The 12,573-nt window shown below is 67.5% G+C and carries 9 protein-coding genes and 3 pseudogenes; 6 read left to right on the top strand and 6 right to left on the bottom strand.

The annotated features are described in order from the left end of the window. The first annotated feature begins 116 nt into the window (after positions 1-116). The gene (locus SSP29_RS05170) at positions 117-1,094 is read left to right on the top strand and encodes a glycosyltransferase family 2 protein (RefSeq protein ID WP_089099244.1); all 978 of its coding nucleotides are present in this window, start codon (positions 117-119) and stop codon (positions 1,092-1,094) included. Continuing rightward, complete coding sequence (locus SSP29_RS05175; protein WP_089099245.1) at positions 1,091-2,425, top strand: alpha-2,8-polysialyltransferase family protein; 1,335 nt, start codon at positions 1,091-1,093, stop codon at positions 2,423-2,425. The genes SSP29_RS05170 and SSP29_RS05175 overlap by 4 nt, the downstream gene beginning before the upstream one ends. 128 nt (positions 2,426-2,553) lie before the next feature. Here the strand turns inward: SSP29_RS05175 and SSP29_RS05180 are convergent, their stop codons facing one another. Beyond that, positions 2,554-4,872, bottom strand: a complete 2,319-nt coding sequence (locus SSP29_RS05180) for a glycosyltransferase (protein WP_089099246.1) — start codon at positions 4,870-4,872, stop codon at positions 2,554-2,556. Further along, positions 4,869-6,329 carry a glycosyltransferase family 29 protein gene (locus tag SSP29_RS05185; RefSeq protein ID WP_089099247.1) on the bottom strand — a complete coding sequence of 487 codons (1,461 nt, stop codon included), beginning with the start codon at positions 6,327-6,329 and terminating at the stop codon, positions 4,869-4,871. Before SSP29_RS05185 ends, SSP29_RS05180 begins: the two co-directional genes overlap by 4 nt. 263 nt (positions 6,330-6,592) lie before the next feature. Here SSP29_RS05185 and SSP29_RS05190 point away from each other — a divergent pair, with 263 nt between their 5' ends. After that, positions 6,593-7,705: an acyltransferase family protein gene (locus tag SSP29_RS05190; RefSeq protein ID WP_089099248.1), complete on the top strand. Its 1,113-nt coding sequence runs from the start codon at positions 6,593-6,595 to the stop codon at positions 7,703-7,705. Positions 7,706-8,028: 323 nt separating this feature from the next. Here the strand turns inward: SSP29_RS05190 and tnpA are convergent. The 3 pseudogenes from tnpA to SSP29_RS61520 form a co-directional block, all read right to left on the bottom strand. Then, positions 8,029-8,229 (bottom strand): annotated as a pseudogene (tnpA, locus tag SSP29_RS55005) (IS200/IS605 family transposase); the annotation flags it as partial. Between the two features lie 37 nt (positions 8,230-8,266). After that, a pseudogene (locus SSP29_RS61515) lies at positions 8,267-9,326 on the bottom strand (IS630 family transposase). A 64-nt stretch (positions 9,327-9,390) separates the two neighbouring features. Then, positions 9,391-9,483, bottom strand: a pseudogene (locus SSP29_RS61520) (IS200/IS605 family transposase); the annotation flags it as partial. Between SSP29_RS61520 and SSP29_RS61685 the strand changes: the two are divergent. The 3 genes from SSP29_RS61685 (at position 9,452) to SSP29_RS52445 (ending at position 11,534) form a co-directional block, all read left to right on the top strand. Then, positions 9,452-9,811: a hypothetical protein gene (locus SSP29_RS61685; RefSeq protein WP_150133582.1), complete on the top strand. Its 360-nt coding sequence runs from the start codon at positions 9,452-9,454 to the stop codon at positions 9,809-9,811. The pseudogene SSP29_RS61520 and the gene SSP29_RS61685 sit on opposite strands and share 32 nt — an antisense overlap. Positions 9,812-9,935: 124 nt before the next feature. Beyond that, positions 9,936-10,430, top strand: a complete 495-nt coding sequence (locus tag SSP29_RS61690; protein ID WP_497589607.1) for a zinc ribbon domain-containing protein — start codon at positions 9,936-9,938, stop codon at positions 10,428-10,430. 762 nt (positions 10,431-11,192) lie between these two features. Beyond that, on the top strand, positions 11,193-11,534 hold the full coding sequence (locus SSP29_RS52445; protein ID WP_145968851.1) for a hypothetical protein: 342 nt from the start codon (positions 11,193-11,195) through the stop codon (positions 11,532-11,534). Positions 11,535-11,865: 331 nt separating this feature from the next. Here the strand turns inward: SSP29_RS52445 and SSP29_RS05220 are convergent, their stop codons facing one another. Continuing rightward, entirely contained in the window at positions 11,866-12,510 is a 645-nt protein-coding gene (locus SSP29_RS05220) for a TetR/AcrR family transcriptional regulator C-terminal domain-containing protein (protein WP_089099249.1), read from the bottom strand. Between the last annotated feature and the right edge of the window lie 63 nt (positions 12,511-12,573).

The following is a 12,573-nucleotide window of genomic DNA, read 5'->3' on the forward strand; positions in this document are numbered from 1 at the left end:
ATCAGCTCGGGATAAGCCCTCAAATTCAGCCGGTTCACAGCTTCGCCACGTGTCGTTCACCTCGAATCAAGGAGACGGCCAAGACGGATGACGGGCGTCCGCCTAACGTCCTCCACGTGGTCAAGCTCTCCGTCATCGTGCCGTTCTACAACGTGCAGCAATACGCGCCCGACACCCTGAGGAGCCTGCGCGCGAACGCGCGTGAGGACTTCGAATTCATTCTCGTCGACGACTGCTCGACCGACGGGACACCAGAGATTCTCGCGCGAGCCGAGCGCGAGCTCCCAGGCGCGGTCCATGTCAGACACGAGCAGAACGGGGGGCTGGCCACCGCGCGCAACACCGGCATCGACAAAGCGCGCGGCGAGTACGTGACCTTCCTGGACGGCGACGACTGGCTGGCACCGGGCTACTACCCTCAGCTCGTCGACGCCATCGAGTCGCTGAACTGCGACTTCGTCCGTACCGACCATGTGCAGTGCACCGCGCGGGCCCGGACCGTGACCCGGGTGCCGGTCGGCCGCCGGAACGTCGTGATGAACCCGCGGGACGCCATCCTGCCCGCCGACCGGTCCACCTCCGTCGACTACGCCTACGCCTGGGCGGGCGTCTACCACCGCCGACTGGTGGACAAGGGGCTCGTGCATTTCACGGACGGGCTGCGCACGGCCGAGGACCGGCCGTGGATCTGGAAGCTGCACCGGGAGGCCGAGTCCTTCGCCGCGGTGAACCTGCTCGGCGTCTTCTACCGGCGTGGCGTAGCCTCGTCACTCACGCAGATCGGCGACGTCCGTCAGCTCGATTTCATTCGCGCGTTCGACCAGGTGATCGAGGAAACCGCACAGGACGCCGACGCGAAGGAACTCCTGCCGAAGGCCGTCCGTACGTATTGCGCCATCATTTCCCATCACCTGGGATCCATCGAAAGGTTCGAGCCCGCGGTGGCGAAGAAGCTGAAATCCATGAGCGCGGCCGCACTGCGGCGCATGCCGCAGGACGTGCTGGACGAGGCCCTGGACTCCATGGACCTCCAGCGCGCCACCAAGCTGCGCCGGCTGCGCCGCCGTCCCGCCCCCGCGGGAGCCGCCGCGTGACCACCCAGATCTTCCAGGCGTCCACCCTCTACGGCACCGCCACCCTGGCCGCCGCCCTGGACTCCGGCGCCTTCCGCCCGGCCGACCGGCGCATCCTGCTGGTCTGCAACAACGCGGCGACCCCGGAGACCACCCCGGGCCTGGACGAGTCGCCCGGCTTCGAGCGGCTGCGCGACCGCTTCGACGAGGTGATCTCGTACAACGAGACGATCTTCCCGTTCCACCCCGGCGGCTGGGCCCCGCGCATGGACGACTTCCCGCTGTGGGAACGCTTCCTGCGCCACGAGTGGCAGCTGGGCGACGACGACGTCGAGTTCGCCGTCGAGTCGATCCAGGTCAACCCCTCGCTCAGCCTCACCCAGATCTTCACCGGCGCCCCGGTCACGGTCTACGCCGACGGCCTGATGAGCTACGGCCCGACCCGCAACAAGATCGACCCGCTGGTCGGCACCCGCGTCGACCGGGTCCTCCACCTCGACCTGGTGCCCGGCCTGCAGCCCATGCTGCTCACCGAGTTCGGCGTCCCCGGCGAGGTCGTGCCGACCCCCGCGTTCACCAAGGTGCTCGCCGAACTCGCGCCCAGCGGCGACGAGCTGCCGCAGATCGAGGAACCGGCCCTGCTGCTCGGCCAGTACCTCTCCGCACTCGGCATCCTCTCCCCCGAGCAGGAGGAGAACCTGCACGTCAGGATGCTCAAGGGCGCCGTCGAACTCGGCCACACCAAGGTCGTGTTCAAGCCGCACCCTTCCGCCCCGGCCCGGTTCGCCCGCACCCTGGAGCAGGAGGCCGAGAAGCTCAAGGTCGACCTCACCGTCCTGGACACCACGGTCCTCGCCGAGGTGCTCTACCAGCGGATGCGTCCCGCCCTGGTCGTCGGCTGCTTCTCCACGGCGCTGCTCACCGCGTCCGCGCTGTACGGCCTGCCGACCGCCTGCGTCGGCACCGACACCCTCCTCGACAAGCTCACCCCGTACGAGAACAGCAACCGCGTGCCGGTCACCGTCGTCGACGCGCTGATCCCCCAGCTCACCGACCGCAAGGCGGTCGAGGCACAGCGCCCGCGGATGAGCGTCGAGGCCCTCGGCGAGCTGATCCGCGCGGTCGGCTTCGCGATGCAGCCGAAGATCTACCCGCAGCTGCGCGCCGAGACCGAGCGCTACCTGACCAAGCACCTGAACGACACAACCATCCGCTACTTCAAGCGCAAGCGCCTGACCTCGCTCGGCATGCCCGGCGGGGTGCCGTCCCAGCTCACGTTCCCGCTGCGCAACGCGACCGTCCGCCGGATGGCCCGCAAGGCGCGCAACCTACGCAGGGGCGTGCGCCGCTGAGCGCTCGGCAGTGTGTCGTCTGCGGCGCCGTTGTGGCTGGTCGCGCAGTTCCCCGCGCCCCTAACGGGGCGCTGACGTGCCGCTTCTCGATGGGGCGGGTCCGGATCTCCGGGCCCGCCCCTTCGGTGTCACCTGCCCAGGATCTTCTTGATCGTGGCGGCGTTCTCCTCGGTGACCTTCCACAGCTGCTGCTGGCGGTCGTGCACGTCGGCGACGGTGCGGCTGTGGTTGTCGAGGATGCCGACCGCGCGCTCGGTGAGGATGTCGCCGAGGTCCCGCTCGTGCACCGAGACGCCCCACTCGGGCCGCTCGATGTCGTTCAGGAAGTACGCCATCTTCGGGTGCGAGATCAGCGAGATGATCGGCGTGCCGACCCCGAACGGGATCATGCCGGCGTGCCCGCGCATGCCGATGACCAGGCGGGTCTTGGCGTACGTCTCGCGGATCTCGTCGTTGGAGAAGTCGTACATCGGGATCACCGGGAGCGAGATGCCGTGCTCGCGGCGCAGGTCGAAGGCGATCTTCTCGTCGTCGAGGGAGTGCGCGACGCACTTGACCTCGGTGTGCTCGCCGATCTTGCGGACGGCCTTGGCCATCTCGGCGAGGAAGTGCGCGTAGTCGTGGCCGAAGCGCAGCCCCGCGCGGTCGTAGGCCGCGTTGAGCATCACCGTGTCCTCGCGGTACGCCGGGTCGGTCCAGCCGACCACCAGCTGGCGCATGACCGTGGTGGGACAGGGCTGGAAGACGACCTTGTCCTGGAGCTCCGGCGGAAGCATGCCGCGGACCTTGGCGATGGAGCCGTGGTTGCGCAGGCCGAAGAAGGAGGACTTCTCGACCAGCAGCCGCAGGCTCTCGTTGAACCGGTTGGCCCGGTAGGACTGGCCGTCGAAGGCGTTGAAGCCGACCGCGTAGACCATGATCGGGACGTCGATGGCGCGCAGGTGCTCGTCCGGGACGTTCCACTGCCACGCGCTGTTGCCGTTGGGCATGGTGTCCGGGATGAACAGACCGCCGCCGCCGATGACCAGACCGCGGCGGGCGTTGACGCGCTCCAGGGCGGCCTTGTCGAAGTAGCGGTGGGCGTGCACGGAGTGCCAGCGCCGGGAGGTGGTGTCCGGGCCGAAGCCGAGCCGGACGGTCTCCGGGAGCAGCTTGTCGCCCGCGTTGCCCTGCCGGTCCATGTAGAACGCGACGTGCGCCAGCTGGTCCTCGGCGCTGCCCTGCTCCTGGGAGGGGACGGCGGCCGCGCGCTGCGCCCACAGGCGGCTGGAGCGGTGCGTGGGGTCCACGGTGAGGCCGGCGGTGGCGTACCTGAGGGCCTCGGTGTTGTCGCCGTGCACCCAGGCCATCTGGGCGAGCCGCGCGAAGGCGGTCGCGGCCCGGTTGGGGGCGGCGCTGGCGAGCAGCAGCTGGGTCTTGGCCTCGTCGTAGCGGGAGACGCTCATCAGGGCGTGGCCGAGCACCTCGTGCGGCCAGGCCTCGTCCAGCGGGATGTGCACGCTGCTCATGACGTCGACGGCGTCCTGGTAGTCGCCGCCTGCGATGTGCGCGGCGGCCACCTTGCGGGCGATCTCGACGTCACCGGTGCGCTTGACGTGCGGGGTGCCGAAGTGGACCACCAGGTCGTGGTGGAGGCCGCCGGGGGCGGCGAAGTAGGCCGCGTGGAACTCCGCGTCGGTCAGCTCGAACTCGCGCCAGCGGTCCTCGGCCTGCGCATAGCCGGACTCGCCGCCCTGCCAGGGCTTGTGCCGCCCGGTGAAGTGCAGGATCTTCGTCTCCTCGGGGACCGGGAGGTCGCCGGAGAGCCGCCGCTTGACGAAGTTGTACTTGGCGTCGAGGCGGACGAAGTCGCCGTCCAGGACGGCGTTCAGGATGCCCTGGTCGTGCTTGTCCAGCTCGTAGTCGCCGCTGCGGCCGGTCTTGTCGATCTTCGCGCAGAACTCGTCGGACAGGTACTCCTTCTGGATCACCAGAAGGCCGGAGTTCAGCTTGTGCTGCCCGTAGAAGAACTGGGGCACGGCCGCGAGACCCTCGCGCAGCTCCAGGAGCTCGCCGAGGCCGCCGAGGACGACCATGTCGGTGTCCAGGGTGATGACCGTGTCGTAGTCGCGCAGCCGGAAGATGTCGAGGATGAAGTACGCCTTGCGGACCAGGTAGTTGTCCTGGTCGCCCTTGACGTACGAGTCGTAGTGCGTGTCGTTGACCCGCTGCAGCACGATCCGGGGGTGCAGGGCGCGGATCTTGGCGATGGAGGCCGGGCGCAGGTCGTCGTAGAGCACGACGAAGTCCTCGCAGACGCCCGGGTTGGACAGGGCGAGGCTGCGCAGCAGGACCAGGAAGCCGGGCAGGTAGTTCTCGTCCACGTAGGACGCGAAGGCTATCCGGCGCTTCTTGGTGAGGGCGCTCGCGTCGGTGTTGGGCACCGCCGGGGTGAAGGTGGTCGTCATCGCAGGGAGATCCTCATGTCGGTCACGCTCTGGGCCCGCTGCATGACCCAATCCTTCTCGCTGGTGTATTCGTGCACGGAGGTGATGGCCAGCTTCATGGCCTCCTGCACGCGGTAGGCGCCGCTCTCGTAGAAGTCGAAGCCGATCAGGTCCAGGGTCGGGCTGACGTCCAGGAAGTCCAGCAGCCACAGCATGTTGAAGCCGGACGTCGGGATGCCCGACCAGGTGTCGGTGCTGATCTGCCCGATGTTGCGCATCGGCCAGCGCAGCGACTCGTCGCCGAGGTACTTCTGCGCGCCGGGCACCAGCTTGTTGCGCAGCGAGTGCTTCCAGTCGCCCGAGACGCCGCCGAAGATCAGCCGGGTGGTCACCGGCTTCTCCCAGTTGAAGGCGTGCTTGTGGATGCTGACGTGGATGTCGGTGCGGCTGCCGGTGTGCTTCGGGTCGATCTTGTACGAGTTGAAGCGCACGACCAGGTCGTAGTCGTCGATCTGCTTGCCGATGCCGCCGGCGCCCACTCGGCCCGAGTTGGCGATCAGGCAGACCGACTTGCCGGCGATCTGGTTGCGGAACTCGCCGAGGCTGATCCACTGCACGCCGTCGACGGTCGGGTTGGCGACCGGGCCGCGCATCCGGATCCGGCGCTGCTCGGCGTAGAGCGCGACGGCCTCCGCGAGACCGGCGTCGTTGCCCTCGGCGAGGCGCAGGTCCAGGTACTGGCTGAGCAGCTCCTGGCGGTCGTTCACCGGTGCCTCGTCCTCGGCGAGGGCGAGCAGCGCGCCGACCAGGCGGGGCTCGGCGGCCCGCCAGTCGCCGGCGGCCTGCAGGGCGAGGCCCTCGGCCCAGGTGGCGGTGGAGGGCGCGCGGACGTGGTCCGCGGCGTCGGGTACCTGACGCTTCAGGAGGCCGAGCAGTTCGCCTTCGCGTTCGGCGGCGCGGCGCATGCCCGAGACCCGGTTGGCGACGCCGAAGCCGTCGTCGGTGGTGAGTTCGAGGTAGCGCTCGTAGGCCTCGACGGCCTCGCGCTCCTCGCCGAGGCCCTCCAGGATGCGGGCGCGCAGCCGCCAGCCGGCGCGGGAGTTCTTGCGCTGGGCGAGGACGGTGTCGCTGATCACCAGGGCGAGGTTCAGCTCGTCGTTGTAACCGCACTCCAGGGCCTTGTTGGCGACCGCGAGCAGAGCGTCCAGCAGGTCGTTGTTGATCCCGCCCGAGGGACTCGCCGCGCCCTTGACGGCGCGCTTCAGAAGCGCCGTCGCACCGCCGGCCGAGGCAGGAGCGGGTGTGGTCGTGCCCTCCGTGGCGACGACCACCAGCAGCTTGCGCAGCTGCTCCGCCAGCTCCGCGCGACGGCGGTCGAGGCTGCCGACCACTTTGCCGCTGTGCACGGCGCAGGCGTGCAGGCAGTCGTCCAGCTCCCCTCCGCGCGCAGGTGCCCGCCTGTTCTGGACCCTCGTCATAGCTCTCCTGATTTTGCCAAGCAAAACTTGTGTAATGGCTGTGTGTGGTGAGGTGACCCGCACCAGGGGGGATGGATGGAGAAACTAGGAAGCCAAAACGACCATATGGTTAACGAACACCGACGGGTAAGAGAATGGTTAGCAGGTTCACCGCACACTTCCTATGATTCCCCCAGGTGACGGTATTGGGCTTCCCACATCCCGGGGACTTCACGAACAGATCGGATGATTAACCTCCCGGACCCGGGTAGGGGTCCCGGACCATGTCACTCGCGACCCCCACACTGGCGCCCCCGCCTGCGAAGACCCCGGTCGTCCCGGCCCCACCCGGACACCCCCGTAGCCGACTTCTCGCCCTCGACGGACTGCGGCTCGCCGCCGCCCTGATGGTCTGCCTCTACCACTACGCCGGACGCGGCGGAGTCGTCTCCGCGTCCTGGCACCAGAACCCCGACCACGTCTTCCCGACCCTGTCCCGGCCGGCCGCCTACGGCTGCCTCGGCGTCGAGTTCTTCTTCGTCATCAGCGGCTTCGTCATCTGCATGAGCAGCTGGGGCCGCCCCCTCGGCGACTTCTTCCGCTCCCGCGTCGCCCGCCTCTACCCCGCCTACTGGGTCGCCCTGGTGCTGGTCACCGGCGCGTCCCTGGTACTGCCGGCCGTCGTCCGCGCCGTGCGCCCCGACGAGTTCCTGGTCAACCTGACGATGCTGCAACAGCCGATGGGCGCACCCCGCGTCCTGGGCGTCTGCTGGACGCTCTGGGTGGAGGTCCGCTTCTACGCCCTGTTCGCGCTGACGGTCGTCCTGCCGGGCGTCACCTACCGCAGGGTGGTGCTGTTCTGCTCGGTGTGGACCCTGGCCGCCGTCCTGTCCACCGCGGCCGGCGACGGGTCGTGGACCGAGCTGGTCGTGATGCCCCGGTACGCCCCGTACTTCGTCGGCGGCCTGGCCCTCTACCTCGTGCACCGCTTCGGCGGCCGGCTGCTGCCCTGGGGCATCGTGGCGCTCTCCTGGATCCTCGGGCTGCGCACCGCCACCGAGGGGCTGTGGCACCCGGGCGCCCCCCGGAACCCGTACGTCGTGATGCTCGTCGTCACCCTGGCGTACGCCGCGGTCGCGGCGGTGGCGGCGGGCTGGACACGACGGGCGGCCTGGCCCTGGCTGACCACGGCCGGGGCGCTGACCTACCCCTTCTACCTGGTCCACGAACACATCGGATGGTTCGTGATCCGGGTGCTGCACCGGGGGTGGGGAATTCCGCCATGGCCGACGCTGTTGATCACGGTGTGCGGGATGCTCGGACTGGCCTGGCTGATCCACCGGTTCGTGGAGACACCGTTCGGGCCAAGACTGAAAAGGGCCCTGCGGACGTCGTGATTCGCTTCTGATTCACCTCTCGTTCACTTTGGGAAGTTGGCCCGTCGTTCACCTCTCCGTTGGTTTCGGAGATGCAGGGCGGGCAGGCACCGTAGAGCCCTGTTGTGCACAGGAGTTCCGCAGGGTTCTCACAGGCTTCCTGAGCCGCCAGGAAGCCGCCGGAACGCGGGGCGACCTGCTTGAGGTCGGGGTCTGCCTTTGATCCTGGGCAGCGCCCCGGCCTTCAGGGTGGAGGTGAGGCACGTCTCAGGACTGTTCTGCCCCCGACTGCCAGCACGGATCCGCGCCGTTGCCCCGCGCCCACGACAGCCGTCGCACGGGCGCTGCTGGTTCTCGATGTATTGGCGAACAACGGTCAGCGCCGCCTCGCCACAGCTTCCGGCGAAGTAGGAGCCGGATCAGAAGTGGCCACCCCACAGGTAGCGGCGGACGTGAGCGTCGTACTCCTGCCGCAGGTAGCGGGAGGAGACGCCCTTGAGCGAGTTGACCAGCTTGGAGAGCTGGACTTTGGGCGGGTAGTGCACAGCAGGTGGACATACTGACCTTGAATGCGTGATGTCGTCATGGTGGGGCGGGCGCCAGTCCGGTGCCGGTGAGGCAGCCGTCGAGAACGTCGTGGCGGTACTGGAGCTGGCGTAAGGCCCGCCGGACGACGGTGATCAGGTCATGCGGGTCTGCGAACGCGCGGTTGACCGTGGTGGTGCGCCGCAGTACCGACCAGATGCCCTCGCCCGGGTTCAGGTCGGGTGCGTAGGGCGGGAGTTGGTAGACGGTGAGCCAGTCCCGTTCGGCGATGTAGCGGCGCGTCCCGGCTGTCGGGTGTTCAAGTTGTCCCAGCCCAGCACGATCGGGCCGCCGAGCTGCTGGTGCGCGGTCTGGACCAGGTCGCGGTAGTCCTTCCAGGAGAAGCTCTTGCGTCCGTCGGGCCGAGCGTCCGGGCAGGGCCGATAGATCAGCCGGGAGCGACGGCCGGGTTTGTAGCAGGCCAGGGCGGCGACGGACAAGCGTCGGCGGGAGCGGCCCCGCACGCGCACGACGGGAGTGCGGCCGCGGCGGGACCAGGTACGGGCGGTCGGCGGCGTCATCGAGAAGCCGACCTCGTCCTCGAAGACGAGCCAGGCGCCGAGCGCCGCCACGGTCCTTTCACCTGCGGCCAGGGCTCCTTCACCTACCCGGCCACCGCCGTCTCATTGCGTTCCACTGCACGGCGGGCGGGGACCTGGCAGGACCAGTCGTGACGTTTGAGCAGGGCAGCGAGGCCCTGGATGGTGTAGCTCTTGTGGAACCGGCGCCCGATGAGCGTCTTGATCCGTGACAGGGTCCAAGTCTGGTCCGGCCAGCCGTGCGCCACCGGCCCCTTGAGCAGCTCCGCCTCCAGCACGACGAACAACTCGTCACTGAGTATGGGCAACGAGGCCGGCCCCTTGGAGGTCAAAGCTCTCGGCCCGCCCTGGGACCAGGCCCTGCGCCAGCGTTGCACCGACCGAATGCTGACCCGCAGGTCGCGCGCGATAACCGCGTTCTCGTCGCCCTGGACGAACCAATCGGCAGCCACCATCCTCAGCTTCTCGCGGAAAGCCCGCCGCTCGTCGGTCAGTCCGCCTCCCTGCGCATACCTCATGCAGTCGGCATACCGCAGGGATCACGAGCCGTCAGCCCCTGCCGACACCACGCTTTGAAGGCCAGTAGTCCTCTTCGCCGTTGAATTGCTTCAGTTCGGCCTCAAAGCCCTCGCAGACCTCCCTCATGATCTCTTCGCAGCGCGTCAGTATCCCGTCCGTCATCGACGCCGGAGTCAACGTCCCTCTCGCCCTGTCCGACGGCGACCATCAGAATCACGGCCGCCCCGCACGGCTCCCGAACGGCACGGCCGACCGGGACGATTGGCTGAACCCCGACGAGAAGGCCAAGCTGCTCCGCCTGAAGCAGCGGGCTGCGCACCGCAAGAGCTTCCGCAAGCCGGGCCGGAAAACCTCCACCCGGCTGAAGCGGACCTACGACCAGATGGCAAGCCTCCACGCGACAGCCAAACGCAGGGCGAGTGACTGGCAGCACCGGACCACCCACCGAACTCGCCCGCGCGTACAGCGGGATCGTGGTGGATGAACTGGACATCCCCAACATGGTCAAGAGTGCCAGAGGCACCGTAGAGAACCCGAGGAAGAACGTCGCGCAGAAGTCCGCTCTCAACCGCTCCGTCAGCCAAGAGGCGTGGGGACGCACGGTGACGATGCTGACGTACAAGGCCGCCCGCCACGGCGGCACCCTGCACAAGGTTTCCGCTCCCGGTACTTCCCGGCGCTGCTCGATGTGCGGCTTCACCACACCGGGCAGCAGGGAGTACCAGGCTGTGTTCGTATGCAAGAACGAAGACTGCGGCTGGTCCGGCAATGCCGACCGCAACGCCGCACGGAACATCTTGCACCTGTACCGGATGGGCCATGTGCTCATCCCGGCTGCCGGGAGGGCAGTCGTCAGGCGCCCGCAAAGCGTCAGATGGGGAAGAGCGCGATCACCGCACCGGCCGACACACATGGGGCCCAACTCGACAATGCAGACCGAAACCGACTGCCATCTGAGCATGGAGGACACGGCGAGGCACCGGACCATACAGCTGAAGCCGAAGGCCATGCGGGCAGCGGAGTCCAACTGCCCCGCTACGCCGCGGACATCCCGGAGGAGCCGACACCCGCACCCGAGCCTCCGACCCTGCCATCGCTGGTGATCATCACGGGCCATTCTGCAGGCGATGAGGCAGCTCCCACCCGCATTCCCGGTCCGTGAATTTCACGGCGTAGCCGAAGACGATGCGGAGGAGCCGAAACGGACAATGAGGGCTCAGGAAGGGAAAGAACCACGCATCGGCATGAACAGTCGCGACGAGCGGATCGCCCGGCGCCTCCACACAGAGCTCCGGAGAGTCGCCGATCCGGTTTGATCAGGCGCCGTCGAATCGGCCCGGAATGTGGAGCGCGCACGGACCCTTGTGATCACGAAGTTCGCCACACTTGGGATGCCTGATCACGCCAGCACGGCGCGCGCCGCCAGCAGCATCCAGGCCCTCATTGCGCGGATGCCCGTTACCTCGCATGACTCTCCGGGCGACGCAAAATGCGAGGCTATCCTAAGCCAGCAGAAACATCACAATAGTCCTCCATGCGAAAATTGCGGCCACGTGAGATCGAACACGTTACCGTGTGTCGAAATTTCCGACTCCTCACGATTCAAGTCGGGAGCACTCAACGCGAAGGAAGACAGAGGATGACAGGTCCACTAATTCCACGCTCCGAGCCTCCCTCGCAATGAGGCATCCACCCTGACTCCCGAGTGGCTCAAAATTCACTCGATACCGAGATCATCTCCTCATAATATCGACTTAAGCGCGCCATTTTCGGGCGGCGCGTTACAGCGACCACAAGGAGAGATTTTGTCCAAGGTACGTCGCACCATCGCTGCAGCTGCTGTCTCAGCGGGAATTCTGGGAGCCATGACTCTTGCCGTCTCGCCGGCTTCTGCCGCCGCGTCGGTATCCGGAACATGCTTCGGCTACACGGGAAATTTCAACGAGTGGGGCTTTACGAAGATCGACTGGAAGTACGGGCCGGACGAATGCTTCGGCGTAGCGCCGTCCGGAAGCATCTGGCACACATGGTCCGGCGCAGGCGGATGGAAAGAAATGCCCGGTAATGGCACAGCGGTTGAGCTCTACGGGTGGGACGAAGACTCTTCCCAGAAGACCGTCTACTTTCTCGTCGAGAGCCACAACCTGTGGTGCAACACGGACAATTACTCTACGAATGTCTGGAGCGGCTGGTACTTCCCCTGCTAACCCTCAGCGCCCACGAAGAAAGTGACGTCCGGCTGATTTGATCGTGCAGGACCGGGGCGATGCCGGACGGGTGAGCACGGCACTTGTGGATTGCTGAGTTCTCCACGCTTGAAGATCCGCAAGACTGCCGTGTTCGCTGCTCCCGGTTCGCAGCACTGCTCCGCGCGCCACACTGGAGTCGGCTCCGAGTTCCGACACTGGTCTCGAAAGTAGCCACGTTCGACGCGAGCCCGCACGTCGGCGGAATCGAATCCCCGAGTTCCACAACCAGGACCTCACGTCGGTCTCAGCCGGGGAAGTCCCTGAGGACCGCCCGGCCCCGACCAGGGCGCTACAGGTACCGGACCCCGATCCCCGCAATCACCAACTCCAGCCCTTCCTCGAACTGGCGGTCGTAGTCGGTGAAGAGTTCTCGGCCCGCTGCTGCCGACAAGGGGAAGTCGGCCAGGATGCGGGCTCGTTCGTCCACGTCGTAGCCCTCCCGGCGTTGGCCCGGGAGGGGTTCGACGCCCTGTTCCTCGGTCACGAAGCCGATGGTGTAGGCGTTCGTCGTCATGCCCGCCTGGGCCGCCTGGGCGAGGGTGAAGCCGGCCTCCGTCATGATGCGCAGGTACGCCTCCTGCTCCGGGGCGTGGTCGATGCCCGTGAAGCGTGAGCCGCTGTAGACCCTGGCGCCGTCGCGGTAGCCGAGCAGGGCGGTGCGCAGCCTCCGGCCCGCCGTGCGCAGCCCGTCCTGCCAGGTGCCGGCGAGGTCGAGCCGGGTGCCCGCGACCATGCGGCGGTACATCTCCGTCGCCATCTCGTCGAGCAGCGCCTGCTTGTCCTTGAAGTGCCAGTAGAGGGCCGGGGCCTTGACGTCCAGCTCCTTGGCGATGGCCCGGAGGGTCAGTCCCTCCAGGCCGACCTCGTTGAGCAGGCGCAGGGCCGTGTCGGCGACCCGGCGGCGGTCGAGGGGGGCGCGTCGTTCCGTACTCACGCTTGACAGCTTAACAGCGTTAAGTGCAGCCTTGTCGTCAACGGCACTTAACAACGTTAAGGG

It is taken from the genome of Streptomyces hyaluromycini (assembly GCF_002217755.1).
Taxonomy (GTDB): Bacteria; Actinomycetota; Actinomycetes; order Streptomycetales; family Streptomycetaceae; genus Streptomyces; species Streptomyces hyaluromycini.